Raw genomic sequence first — 18,576 nt, 5'->3', positions numbered from 1 at the left:
AGTCATATTTCGGGCCAAGAACGACCCTCGACAAGCGCTAACTCGGTGAGCTTGGATGGTGCCATGGCAAAGTTCGTATTGTTCTTGCGCGGGGTTAACGTCGGCGGGGTCAAAGTTTTGATGAAAGATCTCGCCACACTGCTCGGCGAGGCCGGCTACGGCCCGGTTAAAACCGTGCTCGCCAGCGGCAATGCTATCCTCGACGCGCCGCACGGCGCGGCGCCCGAGCTGCGTGCGCACTGCGAGCAATTGCTGGCCGACTACTACGGCCGCCCCATTCCGGCGCTGGCTTTCAGCGCCGCCGAAGTCCACGAACTCGCCGCCGACTTCCCGGTGCCGGTGCCCGAAGCAGCTGCCGAGTTCCACCGCTACCTGACCCTGTGCGCCAGTGAGCGCGATGCCCAGGAACTATATGCCGCGGCGGCCCCGCTCGCCGATGCTACGGTGGTGGCGGTGCGCGCCAGGAGCTTGTGCTGGATCAGCCCAAAGGGCCAAAGCCTTGAAACCCCGGTTTCGAAGCTTGTCACCGCGCAGGCGCGCCAGCGGATTATCACCACGCGCAACCTGAATACCTTAGTAAAACTTTCCACGATTATTCGCGCGCAGGAACTCGGAGAATAATGAGCTCTGCATCTGCTTCCACTCCAACTCGCTGAGGGCCACTTCATGCTCATTGTCATCGAACTCGTTGGCATTTTCTTTTTCGCCGTCGCCGGCTCGCTGATGGCCGCCCGCCGCGGTTTTGACATGCTCGGTTCGGTATTCCTCGGCGGCGTCACCGGTCTGGGCGGCGGTGTGGTGCGCGACCTGATCCTGAACGAATCCCCGGCCACCTTCGGGCATCCCATTTATTTCCTGCCGCCGGTGCTGGCCGCGTTGCTCGTTTATGGCTTTACTCCCGCCATCCAAAAACTTCACCGCCTGGTGCTGGTCTTCGATGCCGCGGGACTGGGCTTGTTCTGCATGACCGGCACGCTCAAGGCCCTGCAGCACGATTTTAATCCGGTCACCGCGGTGCTGCTAGGGATGATTACCGGGGTGGGCGGCGGGCTGATGCGTGATGTCATTTCCAATGTCACCCCGGATTTGTTCAACCCGCGGGACATCTATGCGATCCCGGCGATGATCGGCGGCATCCTCACCGCGGTGTGCTGGAGCTTTGAGCTCTTCAACCCCATGGTCGGCGTGGGCATCGCGGCGCTCACCTTTGCCACGCGGCTGGCCTCGCTGAAGTTCGGCTGGCGCATCCCGCTGGCGGCCGGACACTGGCACCGGCCTACCCCGGGATCCCCACCGGAGAACGGACCGCAACGGCATTTCTAGTTCCGCCTAGTCCACGCGTTCGAGCTTGCCCTCGTTTTCGGCACCCGGCGCGCTGTCCTCGATGGTGCGCGATGGATTGATGATCACCGCGCCGAGCAGCATCACCACGATGCACACCCCGAGCATCGAGAAGGCCACGCCCCAGGATCCGCTGGCCTGCTGCACGACGCCGAAGAGCATCGGAACGATGGCGGCACCGGCATAGCCCAGGCCCTGGGCGAAGCCCGAAAGCACGCCCGAACCGTAGGTGGTGCGCGAGCGCAGATTCATCATCAACAGCGCAATGGCGAAGGTGCCCTGGCCCAGGCCCGCCATCGACACCCAGAACCAGGTTCCCTGGGTCGGGGAAAGATAGATTCCGAGGTGGCCGGTAATCCAGCAGGCGGTGAACACGCCCACCGCGATGATCGGGTTCTTCAAGCGCGGAACCCACAGCGGGACCAGCAGTGCCACCGGCAATCCGAGGATCGCGAAGAGCGCGAGCATATTTCCGCTGGCCGCCTCGTCCAGGCCCTGGGCGTACAGGTACGGCGGCAGCCAGGTGAAGTACACATAGGTCTGCGCTGAGTTGCCGGCAAGGAAGATGGCCAGCCCCCAGGCGACCTTGGACTTCCACGGGTTGATCCGCGCGATCTCGTGTCCCCCGGCCGCCGGCAATGCCGCCTCCGGGCGCTCCACGCGGCGGTCCGCAAACAGCTGCATCATCCAGGGGATCAGCACGATCCCGGACAACAGGGCCCACGAGCCGATCGAGGTCTGCCAGCTGCCGACATTGGCGAAGGGAACCGAGAATTGCGGCGCCAGCCAGGTGCCGATGGCGATCATCGTGACGTATCCGCTGGTGACAACGCCGATGCGGTCCGGGAAGTATTTTTTCACCAACGGCGGCAGCACCACGTTGCCCATGCCGTAACCGGCCAGGGTGACAATGGACAAGGCCAGGAAGGGATAGACATTGGGCATCAATGGCCGTGCCAGCTGTCCGGCCACGGCCAGCGCGACCGCGATGACCAGCGTACGCTCCAGGCCCCAGAGCCGAATCAGCCGCGGGGTCAACAGCCCTAAGACGGCGAATGAGATCGGTGCCAGCATGGCCAGCAGCCCGGTGGTGAATTCGGTGAACTCGATATCTTCTTGGATGCGGGCCAGCAGCGGCGGCACGGACACTACCGCCGCGCGCAGCGACAGGGCCATCAGCAAGATGCCAAGCAGCGCCCCGATACGGCCTTTGAGCCGGTTCCTTGTGCCGTCTTCGGCCATGTGACACATCCCTGCAGAATTATTCGTTGAGTTCTTTCAACTTTTTGAGTTGCGGGACCAATTCTAGTAATTCTTTGAGCCGACCCTCAAAATTGCTTTGATACCAGGAGCCGGGCATGGCCAGATGCGCATAGAGCCCCTCGCCAATCAGGATGACCAGATGCGCGATCGCCGGGTCCCCCACTTCGTCGAGGATTAGCTGCAGCCACCGGGCGTGCACGTCCTCGAGCATCGCCGCGGCGCTGCCGACTCCAGCCTGCGCCAGGCGCTGCACCGCGACCAGATGGCGGTCCAATTCGGTGTCGACTTCCGCCGAGGTCTGCACGTAATAAACCGAGGCGCCCTCTGCGGCCTCGTGCATCCGATCGAGATCCAATTGGACGTGCTCCTCGGTGGACTCGATCACCCCGGCGGCGAGCGCTTCCTTCGAGGCAAAGTGGTAAAGCAGTCCGCCTTTTGAAACTCCTGCTCGTGTCGCGGCGGCTTCGAGGGTTGCCGCGCGTTCCCCTTCTTCGCAGAGCAGCGAGATATAAGCATCCAGTACCTTCGTGCGTGCCGCAGGTGGACGGGCCATGAATCTCCTTAGGATTTTAGACGGTGACGGATTTAACCTTACATTCGATGGTAACTATACCAACCGGACGGTACAGTTACTCTTGAGGGTGAAACCACACCCCAATTTCCTACGCACTAATTTCAAAGGCCAATCCCATGAGCTCACAGATCACCGAACGCGCCTCCACGCTGAGTCGTTCGCGCCGCTGGGCCGCTCTGACCGTACTGCTTTTCCCGGTACTACTCGTCTCCGTGGACAATACGGTGCTGTCATTCGCGGTTCCCGCCATCTCGGGTGCGCTATCGCCTAGCGGTACGCAACTGTTATGGATCATCGACATCTACCCACTGATCCTCGCGGGACTGCTGGTCCCCATGGGCTTCCTGGGTGACCGGATTGGCCGACGCAAGGTGCTGCTGATCGGTGCCACGGGATTCGCGCTGATCTCCGCGTTGGCGGCCTTCGCCACCGACGCTTTCCAGCTGGTGCTCGCCCGTGCCCTGCTCGGCATTTTCGGTGCCATGCTGATGCCGGCCACGCTCTCCTTGATCCGCAATATCTTCCCGGACGCCAAAGAACGCCGGACCGCAGTAGCCATCTGGGCCAGTGCATTCTCCGGCGGAGCGGTCCTCGGCCCCATCATCGGCGGACTCCTTCTGGAGCACTTCTGGTGGGGTTCGGTCTTCCTGCTGGCAGTTCCGATGCTGCTGCCGCTGCTCATCGGCGGCCTGCTGCTCCTGCCCGAATCCAAGGACCCGAATCCCGGGCGAGTCGATCCGCTGTCCATCGTTTTGGTCATCTTCACCTTGCTGCCCTTCGTCTACGCGATCAAGTCCTTCACCACCGAGCCGCTGTACGTGGTCATTGGCGCCGTAGCGCTCTCCGTTGCCAGCGGGGTGGGCTTCGTGCGCCGGCAGCTGGCCGCCGCCAACCCGATGATCGACGTGCGCCTGTTTTCCAATGCCGCGTTCTCCGGAGCGCTGACGGTGAACCTGATCGGCGTCTTCTCGCTGGTGGGCTTCATCTACTTCGTTTCCCAGCATCTGCAGCTCATCGCCGGGCACAGCCCGCTCGATGCCGGCCTGCTGATGACCCCGGGCCTGGTCTTGACGATGGTCTTCGGCCTCGTCTCGGTCCCGCTGGCCGCGCGCTTCGGCGCACCGGCCATCATGGTCGGCGGCCTGATGCTTTCGGCCGTGGCCTACGCGGTGGTCGTTTTCGCCGGCTCTTCCGGAGATGTCTTCTGGCTCATGGCGGCCTTCTGCGTCCTGGGAATCGGGGTGGGCATGTCCGAGACCCTGTCCAATGACATGGTGCTCACCGCGGTGCCCGCCTCGAAGTCGGGGGCGGCCTCGGCAATCTCGGAAACCGCCTATGAGGTCGGAGCGGTGCTCGGGGTGGCCGTGCTCGGCACCATTTTGAATACCGTCTATGCCGCGCAGCTCAAGGTTCCGGAGGCGCTCGACGCCGCGGCGACCCAAGCGGCCGTGGAAACCCTGAGCGGCGCGCACCAGATTGCGCAGGGGCTGCCCGCCGATCAGGCGCAGGCGCTTTTGGCCTCCGCGGCCCACGCTTTTGACCACGGGGTGCTCATCACCTCGAGCATCGCGGCGGTGCTGGCCCTGGTCGCCGCAATCGTGGTGGCTCGAATCATCAAACCCGCTACTCGGTAAACGATTTGGGACACTTTCCGAAAATCTAGATTAATTAGGTCAAAGTTATTCAAAAGTTGCGAATCTCGACGTAGGCTAGGCAGTGTAGTTCCAAAGTAATTCGCGAAGAACCCTTTAGAAGTTTGTGAATGTCGATCCGCATGGTTGGCGCGAACCCCTTCTAGACGTGAAGTGAATGACTTGGCTGCTTCGTAGGACGAGGGAACTTCGGTTTCAGCGTCTCTCGTGGATTACAACCAAGCTCACCAAAAAATCGGTGAGGAACGTCTGAAAGGACCAAATAGTATAATGGCAACCGGTATCGTCAAGTGGTTTAATGCTGAAAAAGGCTTCGGCTTCATCGCTCCAGACAGCGGAGATCCTGACGTCTTTGCTCACTTCTCCGCCATCCAGACCCAGGGCTTCCGTACCCTGGAAGAAGGCCAGAAGGTTGAGTTCGAAGTAGTTGAGGGCCCTAAGGGTCTTCAGGCAGCGGACATCCGCGGACTCTAAAGCGTCTTAGGCGAATAGCCCCTAGACATTAGCGTCAACGGCGTCTTCCCGGAATTATCCGGGAAGACGCCGTTTTCACGTTTATCGGGCTTCACGGAATAGTCCCGCACCTCGGTGGGTTGTACTAACCGTGAAGCTTTCGATTCTGGACCTTGCCCCGGTTGCACCTAATAGCACCATTTCCGACTCTTTCAAGTCATCTGTACGCCTCGCTCAGCTTGCTGAGCGCACCGGCTATGAACGTGTTTGGTACGCCGAGCACCACAACATGCCGACCATCGCCTCCAGCGCGACCTCCCTGTTGATCAGCCACGTGGCCCACCACACCGAACGCATCCGTTTGGGTTCTGGCGGCATCATGCTCCCCAACCATTCGCCGCTGGTGATTGCCGAGCAATTCGGCACCCTGGCCGAGATCTTCGGCGATCGTATCGACCTGGGAATGGGACGCGCCCCGGGCACCGATATGACCACCTTGCGCGCATTGCGGCGCGACGCCTCGTCCGCCGACTCCTTCCCGCACGATGTGCTGGAGCTCCAGGCCTATCTCGCCGGCGAGTCACGCATCCCGGGTGTGCAAGCCATCCCGGGGGCGGGCACCAACGTTCCGCTGTACATTCTGGGCTCCTCGCTCTTCGGCGCGCAGCTTGCCGCGCAGCTCGGCCTTCCCTATTCCTTCGCCTCGCATTTCGCTCCGGCGGCCTTGCAGCAGGCGGTCAAGACCTATCGCGAGCAGTTCAAGCCGTCGGCCCAGCTGGCCGAACCATATGTCATTGCCGGCGTCGGAGTGATTGCCGCCGAAAGCGTGCAGCACGCCCACGAGCTCAAGGTGGCCTCCGAACGCCACCGCGTCGCGTCCTTCTTGGGCCGCAACGCAAAGAAGGAATTCACCGAAGCCGAACTCGACATGGTGATGGATACCCCGCAGGCCGAACAGATCCTGGACATGATGCGCTTCACCGCCATCGGAACCGGGGATAACGTGGCCGAATACCTTGCCGATTTCGCCGAAACCGCCCAGGCGGACGAGCTGATCACCGTGCACCACCCATTGCTCGAAGAGGACCGGTTGAATTCGGTCAACCTCACCGCACAGGCCTGCCGGTTGGTTACCGCGGGCTGATGCGCACCGGGCCGGCAATCTCGTCGTCGGCCTAGCGCCACAGCGATCCGCCCCGAAAGGAACCGGCCACGCACCAAAGCGGTGCCTGGCCGGACGCCGGGGTGGATTGCTTCTGTTTTAACGCCCCCGTGGTAGCCGCGCGGTCCGCGCGGCCGGGCGGAGAGACGGAAGCACTCAGCGATTCTGGGCTATGCCCGAGCGGTGCGGTCCTTCGCCAATGAGGCCACGGACCACCCGGTGAGGAGCAGCGCCAGCAGCGCGCAGAGCACACTGAAGACCAGAATGCTCAGTTCCTGGCCATAGACCCCCACCGCCCAACCCAAGACGATCACCGGCAGCGCGCTGCCGAGGTAGGTCACCAGGTAGATGGTCGACACGGTCTGGGCGTGCAAGGAAGCCGACACGGCATTAACCGCGCCGCTGAACGCGGTTCGGAACGCGATTCCCTGCCCCAGGCCGATCAGCGCCAGCGCCAGCATGGCCAGCCAGAGCGAACCGAGCTCGGCGGCCACCACGAGGCCAATGGTGCTGGCGGCCAGCAGCAGCAAGCCAAGCGGCAGCAGGCGCTGGCCGCCGCGGATCACTACCTGGGAGAGCGCCGAGATCCCCAAGGGAAGACCCGCGACCAGTCCGATCATCGGCAGCGAGGTCAGCTCGAAAACCTGCGCGAAATAGCCCGGAGCCAAGGACAAGGCGAAGCCGAACACGGCAAAGCTCAAGAATCCGACCAGCGCACCCATCCAGAATTTGGTTCGCGCCTCGCGCGGGATCCCCAGCCGGCGCGGGGCCAGCGCGCGGTGCCGTTGCCCGCGCTCGGCCATGGCAATGGCCGGGCGCGCCTGCAGCGCGACCAATGGAATGAGTGTTGCGAGCAGCAGCACCGCTTGCACGGTGAACACCGTTGTCCGTCCGCCGGGCAGCAAGGCCAGCACGCCGCCGAGCAAGGGGCCGAAGGCCACGCCTCCGGAGGAGGCCAGCAGGGTGAAGCGCGAGGCCCATTCGGGCTTATGCGGCAGCAGCTCGCGCAGCGCCGCGGCGCTGGCCCCGGTGGCCAGGGCCACCCCGGCCCCCTGCAGGCCGCGCCCGAGGCACAGTTCCCACAGGGCTGAAGCCGCACCGAAGCTCAGCGTGCCCACCAGCGAGATGATGATGGCGAGCACCAGCGCGGCCCGGCGGCCGATGTGATCGGACCAGTGGCCCACGATGGACAGGAAGAACATCAGCGAACAGACGTAGCTGGCGAAGGCGATGGTGGTCCCCATGGCGCCCAGGGAGAGTTCGGCCTGCAGCTGCGGATAGAGCGGCGTTGCCAAATTCGCGCCCACCAGCAAGGTGAAGCTCACCAGCACGGTGATGCTCAGCCGCGTGGTGGTGCCCGGGTTCCAGGTCAGTGGCCTGGTTCGAACCGGCTGCATGCGCAGTTCGCTGATTACCGACATGGGGTCTCCCAAAAGGCGGGTGGTCCAAAGGATGTCGCCAGGTTGTTGCACTAGAAAGTTTTTAGCGGTGGGGTTGCTCGCTACCCCACCGGCTAGTTGAGCGATCTGTAAGAAAATGTCTACTGATCTAGATCGTTCACTCATAAATATCCGCCAAACAAGGACACTTCGGTTCTTAACTTGTTAGAGTTTGAGCAAAATAGTCAAAAACTTGGCCCCCGCGGGTCCTAGGAGTGAGCAAATGGTGCGTTTGGATGACGTCGATCTGAAAATTCTCTTGGCGTTGATCCGGGATCCGCGGATCCAAATCTCCGATCTCGCCGACGAAGTTGGCGTGGCCCGCAACACCGCCCAGTCACGTCTTCGGCGCCTGCAGCGCGCGGATGTGCTGCGCGAAGGCGGCCGCGACCTCGACCTGGCAAAACTCGGCTACGACGTGCTGGCCTTCGTCACCTTGGAAGTGCTGCACCGCGACCTCGATACCGTGGTGACCTCGCTGCGGCAGATTCCCAACGTGCTGGAAATCCACGAAACCTCCGGCCGTGGAGATGTCTGGGTGCGGCTGATCGCCACCGATACCCACCAGTTGCAGTCGGGGCTGCGGCAGATCCTGCGGATCAAGGGTGTCACCCGATCCGAAACCACCTTCGCGCTCCACACCCACCTGGCCTACCGGGCCGCTCCGCTGCTGGAGCACTACGCCGAACACAATCACTGAGAAGCGCGAAAATACAAGTCTTTCCTTGTGCGCCTTCCCGGCCTAGGCTGTGATTACGAGAAGTCATGAGGGATAACCCCGGCTCTCGTCGGGTCCCTCGCATTCTGTGGAGGAGTACGTGATGACCAAGGATTTTGAACCAACCGACTTCGCACCCGAATACGGGAACGACATCTACGAGCCCGACGACGGCCGCGATTCGCAAGCCTATGAGGGCTCCAGCGATTCGCCCGAAACGATGCGGAACATCGACCCGTTGGCTACACGCGCCTACCTGCTCGATGACGATCTGGAAACCGAGGCGCAACTGGATAACGAATTCACCGAAGAGTCCAATGCCGACGAAGATGAGGACTAGCTCACTGACTAAGCATCCCTTAGGCTTCAGCGTTTAGACTTTAGAAGTGATCAATCCAGTTCATCTGCGCACCCTGCTCGAAGTGGTGGCGCATCGTTCCTTTGCCACAGCCGCAACCCGGCTGGGCTACACTGCCAGCGCCGTCTCCCAACAGATGACCGCCTTAGAACGCAGCACCGGAACCACGTTGTTCCTGCGTGGTGCCCGCTCCATCACCCCCACGCCCGGGGCGCTGCGCATGGTGCGCCACGCCAAGCGCGTGCTCACCGACCTCGACGCCCTGATGGCCGACGTAGCAACCATCTCCACGGATTCCACAGACCGTGAAGAGATCAAGCTCGGCATCTTCCCGTCCCTGGCCACCTACGCACTTCCCAAGCTATTGACCAGCGAAGACTGGAACTCCCTGGGCATCAATCTGCGCCTGTGGATCGGCGAACCCCAGCAAACCGTCGCCGGCCTGGGCAACGGCGGGGATCTGGATCTCGCGCTCATCTTCCAGGTGGGACCCGGCGGACTGAGCTGGCCCGCCTCGCTGGAGCGCGCCTGGCTGGGCGATGACCAGTTCCGCGTTGTCATCCCCGCCTCGTGGCCGATCGCAGACGACGCCCAGCTGACCGTGGACCAGCTCGCCGAATGGCCGTGGATCTTCCACCACCCGGGCACCTCGGATGCCACCTTGATCTCCCGGCTCTTCGCCTCGTACAACATCCACCCGCAGGTTGCGGCCTACTGCGACGATTTTAACGCTTCGCTGAATCTGGTCTCCTCGGGCCTCGGCGCCGCCTTGGTGCCGGATCTGGCCATGACCCAGGCCCCCGCGGGCCTGCGTATTGTCGACGCACCGGAAATCCGGCTCGCCCGCTCGATTTTCGCCTTGAAGCCAGAGAATTCGAAGAAGCCCAAGGTTGCCCTCGTTTTGGACCGGCTCACGCAGATCCTTTCCGACTAGGCTGGAAAGCGGTCATCGGTAGGCAGCCTCGGAAAGGGCGATCGTGGAAGAACTTGTCGTAGCGTCCGTGCACGGACCGGTAGGTCATCTTGAACTGAACCGTCCGGGCAAACTCAACGCCTTGACCTTGCCCATGCTCCAGGAGCTGCACCGGGTCCTGCACCTGTGGGCCGAGGACCCGAAGATCGGGCTCGTTTTGCTCACCGGACGCGGCGAGCGGGGGTTCTGCGCCGGAGGAGATATCGCCGACTTCCATGCCGCGATCACCGGTGGCCGGCACGCGGACTTCCTGGAACTGCTCGCCCTGGAGTTCCGCACCGACCACTTGATTTCGGTCTACCCCAAGCCGCTGATTACGCTGGCCCACGGGATCACCATGGGCGGCGGCATCGGCCTGGCCAGCCACGCACCGGTGCGTCTGGTCACCGCCGACGCGAAGCTGGCCATGCCCGAAGCGCGCATCGGCTACACCCCGGATGTTGGCGGAAGCCACCTGCTGGCCAACGCGCCGGGGCACTTCGGCGAATACTTCGCCATGACGGCCACTTCCTTCAGCGGCGCGGACGCGGTCTTCCTGGGTTTCGCCGACGCGGTCATTAGCGAATCCCTCGCCGCGTCCATAGTTGATGAGCTCGATGACCTGATCGGCCTGGGCGCCGCAGAGATCGCCGCGGCCTTCGAGGTGCTCCACGCGGTTCCCGAATCCCGCCGGCTGGAAATCGAACAGGGCTGGATCGATTACGCCTTCGGCGCCGAGAGCCCGGACGCGGTCCTGGAGCGTTTGCAGTCCATGGTCCACCCCGGCGCGCGGCGCGCGGCCGAGATGATATCTGCGAACTCCCCGACGAGCGTGGCCGCGGCGTTCCATGCGGTGCGTGCGGCCCGCGCCGAGCAGAACCTGCGCGGCGCCCTGGACCGGGAGCTGCGCCTGGCGGCGCACCTGATGCACCAGCCCGACCTGGCCGAAGGCATCCGCGCCCAGGTCATCGACAAGGACCGGAATCCCAGCTGGCAACCCGCAGCGCCGGGCGAGGTCAACGCCGCGGCGCTGCTGGCGCTCATGGGCGAGTAGCTTCGGTTCAGGACCCTGGCTGGCCTTCGGGCCGGGTGACATCGCTGGGCACCGGATGGACCTTCTGCGAATCGCGCGGCTCCACGCGCGTGGCCTTCACCGCTTCGCCGGGTTCACTGAGCCGGCGGGCCGGGGCCAGCGCCACACTGCTCGGGAGGCCGAAATGCACCGGGGCGTGTTCGCCGAAGTGATCCGCGTCCGCCTCCTGCCAGTCATCCCGCCACGAGGCCGGAGGATTCTCCAGCAGCTCGCCGGGCTGCAGCCAGTGGAACAGCGAGGCGTAGGAGCGGGTCGACTGGAGATTCACCCGGCGCCGCAGCATCCGGGTGTTCAGCTGGTCCGGACCGTGCAGGCCCATGGACGCCATGATCTGTCCCGCCTCGGTGACCGTCAGCCGGTGGTAGTTGTACACCCGGTGGCCCTTGTCCTCGACGTCCAAGGCGCGCATGAGCCGCTTGTTCTGCGTCGCTACGCCAACCGGGCAGTGGTTCGTATGGCACTTCTGCGCCTGGATGCAGCCGGTGGCCATCATCATCGGCCGGGCGGAAAAGGCGAAGTCCGCGCCCTGGATCAGGCGCTTGACGATATCCGAGCCGTTGGCGATCTTCCCTGCCGCCGCCAAGCGGATTTCGTGGCGCAGCCCGGCGCCCATCAACACGTTGTGGACCAGCATCAGCCCCTCGGTCAGGGGTGTCCCCACATGGTCTTCGTACTCCAGCGGTGCGGCGCCGGTGCCGCCTTCGGCACCGTCCACGGTGATGAAGTCAACCAGCACCCCGGTTTCGATCATGGCCTTGCAGATCGCCATCACATCGGTGCGTGAACCGACGCAGAATTTGATTCCCACCGGTTTGCCGCCGGAGAGCTTGCGCAGCTTTGAAACGAAGGCCAGCAGTTCGCGCGGGGTAGAGAATTCGGCGTGGCTCGCCGGGGAAATGCAGTCCTGGCCCATCGGCACCTCGCGGGCCTCGGAGATTTCCGCGGTCACCTTCGCCGCCGGAAGCACCCCGCCGAGTCCGGGCTTTGCACCCTGCGACATCTTGATGGTGATGCCCTTGACCTGCGGGAGGTTGGCCTTCTGCGCAAAGGTCTCGGGGTTGAACCGGCCTTCGGGGGTGCGGCAGCCGAAGTAGCCCGAACCGATCTCCCAGAAGAGGTCCGCACCGTGTTCCAGATGGTATTTGGTCAGCCCGCCCTCGCCGGTCTCGTGGACAAAATCCCCCATGGCCGCGCCCTTGTTCATCGCCAGCACCGCGTTGGCCGAGAGCGACCCGAAGCTCATCGAGGAGATGTTCAGCAGCGACATCTCATAGGGCTGAGCGCACTGGCTCGAACCGATTTCCACCCGGTGCTGCTCCTTGCTCGGAGCCACCGGCGCGCTTGAATGCAGCAGGTATTCGTGGCCGACCTCGTTCACTTTCAGCTCGGTGCCGAAAGCCTTGTGGCTGTCGGCGCCCTTGGCCCGGGCGTAGATCATCGAGCGGGTGTCGCGGTCAAAGGGCGTGCCGTCGGTGTTCCGCTCGATGAAGTACTGCTGGATCTCCGGGCGGATGAATTCGAACAGGTAGCGGGCATGTCCCAGAATGGGGAAGTTGCGCAGGATCGCATGCCGTTTCTGTGTCATATCCCGGATCCCCACGGCCACCAGCACCGCGGTGAGCGCCACCAGGATCCACCACACCCAGTTGCCGGAAGTTCCCGCCAGCAGCGCCGTGAGCACAAACCCGGCGGCGAGCACGAACAGGAACAGAATCACTACTATTCGCATCATGTTTTCGACCCTACTGCCTGCACCGGGACTTGTCAGGGATTAGGCCCCGGTATTGATCCGATCGTTTTCGCGCAGCACCATCTGGTAGAACTCGCTGGTGCCATCGGCCAGCAGCTGTTGAGGGGAACCGGTTTCGACCACCCGCCCCTCGCGCAGCACCAGCACCTCGCTGGCCTCTTGCACGATGGAAAGGCGGTGGCTGATCATCAGCACCCCCATCCCGTATCCGCGGCGCTCATTTATCGCCTTCAGCACCAGTGCTTCGCTCGCGGCATCCAGTGCGCTGGTCGATTCGTCCATAACCAGCAGCGCCGGGTGCCGCAGCAGGGCGCGCGCCAGGGCCAAGCGCTGGCGTTGGCCGCCGGAAAGCCTGGTGGAACGATCCGCCAGCCGGGTGTCCAGGCCCTGCGGCTGCTGCTCCAGCCACGGGCCCAGGCCCAGCTCCTCAAGCACCGCGCGGAGCTCCTCGTCGCTAGTTCCGGTGGTGCCCAAGAGCAGATTTTCGCGGACCGTGCCGCGGACCATCACCGCCTCCTGGGAGACCACCACGATGCGCGAACGCAGCGCCTGGAGCGGTAGCGCATCCAGGGCCGCCCCGCCAAAGCTGAGCCTTCCGCCGGCCGGCAGCGCCCGGACCAGCGCGGCGGCGATGGAGGATTTCCCGGAGCCCGAGGCGCCCACCAGCGCCACCAGTTCCCCGGCTTCCACCGTGAAGTCCACCTGCTGCACCACTTCGCGCTGCCCGTGCCGCACGGTGAGGTCTTGGACGTTCAGCGTCCCGGTATCCGGCAGGTCCCCCGCCTCGCTCGGCTCGGCCACGGCCGGTGGCGCGCTGGCGGTGGCGAACAATCGGCGAGCGCTCGCCAGGGAGTCCTGCAGCCCCAGCACGAACCCGTCCACGGCGCGAACCGGCTCGAAGGAAGGGACCGCGATCACCACCAGGATGATCGTGGCCGCCGTGCCTTGGGCGGAATCGGTGAGCAGCAGGGCCAGCGCGCTGCCCCAGATGATGATCTGGCTCAGCGCCGCGCGCAGCCCGGTCACCCAGCTGGCCCGGTGGGCTTCCCGGGCATCCGCCGTTCCGGCCTCATCCATGCGCTTGAGCATCCGCCCACCGGCGCCGAAGGCGTGCAGCACTTCGATGCCCGCCAGGGATTCGATGATGATCCGGTTCTGGCTGCCGCGCACCTGTGCGGCGCTGCCAGCCGCCTGGCGCAGCGCGCCGACCCCGAGCAGCGGCAGCAGCAGTCCGACCAGCAGATAGCCGCCGGCGAGGATCAGCGTCGCGGTGCCGCCAAAGACCTGGTAGACGCAGCCCAGCACCGCGCCGCTGACCAGCAGCGCTGCCGCGGCCGGCGGCAGGGTATGCGCGAAGAATACCTCCACCTTGTCGATATCGCGGGTGGCCTTGGCCAGCATGGACCCGGAATTCTTGCTGGCCGCCGCGAAGGGCGCCTGCCGCTGGTAGGCCTCGTACATGGTTGAACGCAGCCTGGCCAGGGCCAGGAAGGCGACCTTATGCCCCACATACTGTTCGGCATAGCGCAGCCCTCCCTTGCACAGGCCGGCGAAGATAATCGCCGCCACCAGCAGGCCGAAGGGAAGCCGCGGCAGCCCGGCGGGCAGCTGAAGGCCGATGGCCGCCACCAGCCCCAGCCCGGCAAAGAGATAGATGGCCAAGGCGACCAGTCGGGTGAGGCAGGCGAGCAGGCAGGCAAGCAGCACCGGCGGCAGCAGGTCCCGGGTTTGGGCGATCAGCCACCGGGCGCTGGCGAGGCTGCTTGGCTGCTGGCCGTGCGGTTTCATCATTTCGCCCCGTTCCCGCGTTGGCTGCCCAGCGCTGCGACGCGCTGGCCGAAATTCTCCATCGCCGTTTTCAGGTACCCCTCGGTGCCCAGCAGTTCCTCCCGGGACCCGGCTTGCACGATCCGCCCCCGATCCAGGACCAGCACCTGGTCGTAGTCGGCGAGCAGCCCCAAGCGGTGGGTCACGGTGATGACCGTGAGCCCCGCCGCCACCTCGCGCAGGGTGTCCAGCACCTCGGCTTCGGTCTGCACATCCAGCGAGCTGGTCGGCTCGTCGAGCAGCAGGATGGGCCGCTCGGCCAGCAGCGCGCGGGCGATGGCCAGGCGTTGGGCCTGGCCCCCGGACAGCGTTGCGCCGCCCTCGCCAAGCACCGTGTCCAGCCCCGCTTCCTGCTGCGCGAACCACGGCGCCAACCCGGCGCGGCGCAGCATCGCGCGCAGCTTTTCGTCGCTGGCCTGCGGCGCGGCAAGCAGCAGGTTCTCGCGCAGGCTGATCCCGAAGAGCGTTGTGCCCTGTTCCACCACCGCCGTATTCGAGCGCAGCGTGGCCGGGCCCAAAGCCTGGTGCCCGTCGTGGATGATTCCGGCGGTGGTCTCCAGCTGCCCCTGCAGCACGCGCAGCAAGGTGGTTTTGCCGCTGCCCGAGGCCCCGATCACCGCGGTCTTCGAGCCGGCGGGGAAACTGAAGTTCAGCTGCTCCAGCGCCGCGGGGTGCCCCTCGTATCCGGTCCCGAGATCCAGCAGCTGCAAGGCGTCGGCGCGCAGGTCGACGCGCAGCGGATTCGCCGCCGCACGGTGCCGCTCGGTGTCCATGAAGCTCTCAATTTTCTGCTCGGCCGCCTTGCCGGTCATCCCGATGTAGAAGAAGCTGCCCACGTAGTTCACCGGGGCGAGCATCAGGAAGCTGAGCAGCACCAGGGCGGCCCCCTCCCCGGGGGTGATCGCCAGGCTGCCCACCCGCCACCAGGCAAGCAGCGCGGCGGTGGCCAGCAGCAGCACCGCGAAGCTCGCGTCGATCACCAGCAGCACCAGCTGGTTCCGCGCCAGCAGTTTCATCACCTGCTGGCGCACCCTTTCGCTGGCCACCGCGATGCGCTGCCCCATCCAGGATGCCCCGCCGTTGAGCTTGAGCATGGTCAGCGCCCGCAACCCGTCGAGGAAGGTGGCCGAGAGCAGCCCTTGGGCCCGGCGGTATTCCCCCGATGAGCCGCGGAAAAGCCTTTGGAAGCCGATGACCAGCACCGGGACCAGCATGGTGGGCAGCAGCAGCAGCAGGGCGCTGAGCGGATCGATGAAAAACACGATGCCGAGCAGCACCAGCACCGGGGTGGCCACCGCGCAGATGGCCGGACCCATGAAGCTGGTGCGGAAGCGCACCGAGCGATCGACCGCGTCCATGGCGGCATCGACCAGTTCGCCCTCGCCGAGCCGGCGCACCGCCAACGGGCCGATGGCCAAATAGTGGCGTACCAGCTGGTGGCGCTGCAGCGCTCCGAGCTTGCGCCCGGAGCGGGCGATGAGCACCGGGGTAAGCAGCGCCGCGGCGGCCACCAGCAGCAGTTCGTACCCCACCGCCACATACCAGCCGACGTCCAAGGGCTGATCCGCGCGCAGCGAATCGATGGCGCGCCCGATGAGCACCGCCAGCCCGATGGCACCGATGGCCGAGAGCAACCCGAGGCAGACCACCGCCGCGGTGGATGCCGAAAAAATTCCAAAGACCCTACGCACCCCTCCATCCTAAGTCGAAAGCCCGGCGTCATAGGTTGGCAACCGGCGCCCGCGCGGGGGAAACTAGACAAATGACTGCTCTGCAAACGGCCAGCCGGCCGCATTCGGTGACCCTTCGCTTCCTCGCAGCGCCCACGGATGTGGGGATCACCGGAACGGTGGCCGCCGGCACCGTGCTCGAATGGGTGGACAAGGCCGCCTACGCCGCGGCGGTGGGCTGGTCCGCCAGCTACTGCGTGACCGCCTACGTGGGAAATATCCACTTCGCGGACCCGATCCATTCCGGGGACCTGGTGGAGGTCACCGCCTCGGTGGTCTACACCGGCACCAGCTCCATGCATATCCGCACCGAGGTGTCCTTCTCCGATCCGCGCGAGCTGCGCCCGGTCACCTCCTCCACCTGCCTGGTGATCTTCGTGGCGGTGGATGAGCGGGGCAAACCGACCGAAGTGCCCTCCTTCACCCCGGGCACCCCGCGCGAGCTGCAGCTGCGGCAGAATGCGTTGGCGCGCATCGAGATCCGCGAACGCATCGTCGAGTCGATGAACGACCAGTCCTATACCGACGCCGGCACCGCGCCGCGGGTGACCCTGCGCTTCCTCGCCGCGCCCACCGACGTGAACTGGGGCGGCAAGGTGCACGGCGGCATCGTGATGAAGTGGATCGACGAGGCGGCCGCCCTGTGCGCCAGCCGCTACGCCGGGCGGGACACCGTCGCGGTGTTCTCCGGCGGCGTGCGCTTCTACCGCCCGCTACTCATCGGCCATCTGGTCGAGGTCGAGGCCCGGCTGGTCTATACCGGTTCCAAGGGCATGCACATCGCGGTGCACGTGCGCTCCGGGGATCCGAAAACCAACCAGATGGAGCTGACCACCTACTGCCTGACCGTGCTGGTCGCCCGCGACGACACCGGCACGGCGGTGCCGGTGCCAACCTGGGTGCCGGTCAGTGCGGAGGACTCCCGGCTCTGGGAGCACGCCCGCGAACTGCTTGAGATCCGCGCCAACGCGCCCGGCGGCTACACCCCCACGCATCTGAGCGACCCGCAGGCCAGCGCGGAGGCCACTCGATGAGCTCCCGCCCGTTTGTGAAGATCTGCGGCCTGGCCACGGAGCATGACGTGGCGATCGCGCTGGAGCATGGGGCGGACGCGCTGGGCTTCGTGCTGACCAATTCGCCGCGTCAGGTCTCCCCGGAACTGGCGGCAGCACTCGCCGCGCAAGTCCCCAGCCAGGTGGCTACCGTGGCGGTGTTCCGCGATGAGGACACCGCAACGGCCATCGCGCGCACCTCCGCCGCCGGGCTCGGCTGGATCCAGCTGCACGGGGAACGGCGCCGCGCAGAGGTGCAAGCGGTGCGCGCGGCCGGATTCCGGGTGATCCGCGCGGTGCGCATGGACGCGCAGCCCGAGGCATTCGAGGACTGGGGAGAGGATTTCTTGCTGATCGACGCCGCGGTCCCCGGCAGCGGGGAAAGCTGGGACTACGCAAAGGTGCGCACCCTCGCGGCCGGGCGCAACTGGCTGGTGGCCGGCGGCTTGTCCCCGGAGAATGTGGCCGCGGCACTCGCCGAGTCCGCGGCCAGCGGCGCGGATGTCTCCTCCGGGGTCGAGTCCGCTCGCGGAGTCAAGGACCCGGCGCTGATCGCCCGGTTCCTGGACGCCGCGCGCCGCGGCGCCTAGCCGATCCAGGAGTGCGGAGCGGGCTTGCGCGCGCCGGGCAGGGCGCTTTCGGCACGCCAGCGGGCGACCCATTCGGGGAGCACGCGGTCTTCGGGCATGCTCAGCCCGAGCGCGGCAAGGATCCGCTCATTGGGCACCGGCCCGGTTTTCGAGGTCATGCGCGTGGCGATATAGCCGCGGGCATAGATTTCGCCGGCCACCACGATGCGCTGCTCGAAGTAGATGCAGCGCTCATCCATGCCCAGCACCCGGGTCTCTTGGGTGAACTTCACCCCGAGCTTCACCGACTTCCTGAAGGTCATGGTTTCGGCCTGCACCACCGGGCTCCACTTGTTCTTGCGCAGCACCGCCCAGGCCCCGGAGCGGAACATCAGATCGAAGCGGCCCAGATCGAAGATCGAGAAGTACATGCCGTTGTTGATATGCCCGGCGAAGTCGATATCGGTCAGCGTCGCGCGCATGGACAGGGTTCCGGAGTCGAGCATGGACAGCCTCGGGGCTTTTTTGCCTTGGAGCAGCATCAGCAGGATGCGAAAAATCATGTGCATGAGATCACATTACCGCTTAGTAACTTATGTGGCCAAGCCCGCCGCCGCCCACCGCGACAAATGGCGTAATCCCC

At 65.0% G+C, this 18,576-nt stretch carries 18 protein-coding genes; 11 read left to right on the top strand and 7 right to left on the bottom strand.

Annotated features, from left to right (window positions below):
* Positions 1-63: 63 nt before the first annotated feature.
* Together ACT3UQ_RS16250 and ACT3UQ_RS16245 are read left to right on the top strand one after the other, a co-directional pair.
* A complete protein-coding gene (locus ACT3UQ_RS16250; protein WP_105650608.1) occupies positions 64-621 on the top strand; it encodes a DUF1697 domain-containing protein in 558 nt (185 codons plus the stop codon).
* Positions 622-666: 45 nt separating this feature from the next.
* The gene (locus ACT3UQ_RS16245) at positions 667-1,323 is read left to right on the top strand and encodes a trimeric intracellular cation channel family protein (RefSeq protein ID WP_096286765.1); all 657 of its coding nucleotides are present in this window, start codon (positions 667-669) and stop codon (positions 1,321-1,323) included.
* 6 nt (positions 1,324-1,329) lie between these two features.
* On the opposite strand, the gene ACT3UQ_RS16240 is transcribed toward ACT3UQ_RS16245, so the two are convergent.
* A complete protein-coding gene (locus tag ACT3UQ_RS16240; RefSeq protein WP_105650607.1) occupies positions 1,330-2,583 on the bottom strand; it encodes an MFS transporter in 1,254 nt (417 codons plus the stop codon).
* A gap of 19 nt (positions 2,584-2,602) precedes the next feature.
* Positions 2,603-3,157, bottom strand: a complete 555-nt coding sequence (locus tag ACT3UQ_RS16235; RefSeq protein ID WP_096286760.1) for a TetR/AcrR family transcriptional regulator — start codon at positions 3,155-3,157, stop codon at positions 2,603-2,605.
* Positions 3,158-3,294: 137 nt separating this feature from the next.
* Here ACT3UQ_RS16235 and ACT3UQ_RS16230 point away from each other — a divergent pair, with 137 nt between their 5' ends.
* From ACT3UQ_RS16230 to ACT3UQ_RS16220, 3 genes are all read left to right on the top strand, one after another.
* Positions 3,295-4,812: an MFS transporter gene (locus ACT3UQ_RS16230; protein WP_444637539.1), complete on the top strand. Its 1,518-nt coding sequence runs from the start codon at positions 3,295-3,297 to the stop codon at positions 4,810-4,812.
* A gap of 288 nt (positions 4,813-5,100) precedes the next feature.
* Entirely contained in the window at positions 5,101-5,304 is a 204-nt protein-coding gene (locus tag ACT3UQ_RS16225) for a cold-shock protein (protein WP_096286756.1), read from the top strand.
* Between the two features lie 130 nt (positions 5,305-5,434).
* Positions 5,435-6,427 (top strand): LLM class flavin-dependent oxidoreductase, encoded by a 993-nt coding sequence (locus tag ACT3UQ_RS16220; RefSeq protein ID WP_444637538.1) that lies wholly within the window; start codon positions 5,435-5,437, stop codon positions 6,425-6,427.
* A gap of 188 nt (positions 6,428-6,615) precedes the next feature.
* Here the strand turns inward: ACT3UQ_RS16220 and ACT3UQ_RS16215 are convergent, their stop codons facing one another.
* Entirely contained in the window at positions 6,616-7,866 is a 1,251-nt protein-coding gene (locus ACT3UQ_RS16215) for an MFS transporter (RefSeq protein ID WP_105650605.1), read from the bottom strand.
* A 241-nt stretch (positions 7,867-8,107) separates the two neighbouring features.
* Here ACT3UQ_RS16215 and ACT3UQ_RS16210 point away from each other — a divergent pair, with 241 nt between their 5' ends.
* The 4 genes from ACT3UQ_RS16210 to ACT3UQ_RS16195 all read left to right on the top strand — a co-directional run bounded on the left by ACT3UQ_RS16210 (position 8,108) and on the right by ACT3UQ_RS16195 (position 10,966).
* Positions 8,108-8,584, top strand: coding sequence for an Lrp/AsnC family transcriptional regulator (locus tag ACT3UQ_RS16210; protein ID WP_096286750.1), 477 nt, complete (start codon positions 8,108-8,110; stop codon positions 8,582-8,584).
* A 121-nt stretch (positions 8,585-8,705) separates the two neighbouring features.
* Positions 8,706-8,942 carry a hypothetical protein gene (locus ACT3UQ_RS16205; RefSeq protein ID WP_096286748.1) on the top strand — a complete coding sequence of 79 codons (237 nt, stop codon included), beginning with the start codon at positions 8,706-8,708 and terminating at the stop codon, positions 8,940-8,942.
* Positions 8,943-8,988: 46 nt separating this feature from the next.
* Entirely contained in the window at positions 8,989-9,894 is a 906-nt protein-coding gene (locus ACT3UQ_RS16200) for a LysR family transcriptional regulator (RefSeq protein WP_096286746.1), read from the top strand.
* A 43-nt stretch (positions 9,895-9,937) separates the two neighbouring features.
* Positions 9,938-10,966, top strand: coding sequence for an enoyl-CoA hydratase/isomerase family protein (locus ACT3UQ_RS16195; RefSeq protein ID WP_258133761.1), 1,029 nt, complete (start codon positions 9,938-9,940; stop codon positions 10,964-10,966).
* A gap of 7 nt (positions 10,967-10,973) precedes the next feature.
* Here the strand turns inward: ACT3UQ_RS16195 and ACT3UQ_RS16190 are convergent, their stop codons facing one another.
* Genes ACT3UQ_RS16190 through ACT3UQ_RS16180 form a run of 3 tightly spaced genes read right to left on the bottom strand, consistent with a single transcriptional unit; the run spans position 10,974 to position 16,273 of the window.
* A complete protein-coding gene (locus ACT3UQ_RS16190) occupies positions 10,974-12,737 on the bottom strand; it encodes an FMN-binding glutamate synthase family protein (RefSeq protein WP_105554515.1) in 1,764 nt (587 codons plus the stop codon).
* 39 nt (positions 12,738-12,776) lie between these two features.
* Entirely contained in the window at positions 12,777-14,546 is a 1,770-nt protein-coding gene (locus ACT3UQ_RS16185; protein ID WP_444637537.1) for an amino acid ABC transporter ATP-binding/permease protein, read from the bottom strand.
* On the bottom strand, positions 14,543-16,273 hold the full coding sequence (locus tag ACT3UQ_RS16180; protein ID WP_444637536.1) for an ABC transporter ATP-binding protein/permease: 1,731 nt from the start codon (positions 16,271-16,273) through the stop codon (positions 14,543-14,545). Before ACT3UQ_RS16180 ends, ACT3UQ_RS16185 begins: the two co-directional genes overlap by 4 nt.
* A gap of 71 nt (positions 16,274-16,344) precedes the next feature.
* Here ACT3UQ_RS16180 and ACT3UQ_RS16175 point away from each other — a divergent pair, with 71 nt between their 5' ends.
* Positions 16,345-17,346 (top strand): acyl-CoA thioesterase, encoded by a 1,002-nt coding sequence (locus ACT3UQ_RS16175; protein ID WP_105554512.1) that lies wholly within the window; start codon positions 16,345-16,347, stop codon positions 17,344-17,346.
* Entirely contained in the window at positions 17,343-17,954 is a 612-nt protein-coding gene (locus tag ACT3UQ_RS16170) for a phosphoribosylanthranilate isomerase (RefSeq protein WP_444637535.1), read from the top strand. The genes ACT3UQ_RS16175 and ACT3UQ_RS16170 overlap by 4 nt, the downstream gene beginning before the upstream one ends.
* Here the strand turns inward: ACT3UQ_RS16170 and ACT3UQ_RS16165 are convergent.
* The gene (locus tag ACT3UQ_RS16165; RefSeq protein ID WP_105554510.1) at positions 17,951-18,502 is read right to left on the bottom strand and encodes an acyl-CoA thioesterase; all 552 of its coding nucleotides are present in this window, start codon (positions 18,500-18,502) and stop codon (positions 17,951-17,953) included. The genes ACT3UQ_RS16170 and ACT3UQ_RS16165 overlap by 4 nt on opposite strands.
* Positions 18,503-18,576 lie beyond the last annotated feature (74 nt).

This window comes from Glutamicibacter sp. AOP12-B1-11, from assembly GCF_052379245.1.
Taxonomy (GTDB): domain Bacteria; phylum Actinomycetota; class Actinomycetes; order Actinomycetales; family Micrococcaceae; genus Glutamicibacter.
This window is presented reverse-complemented; position numbering and strand designations above follow the sequence as displayed.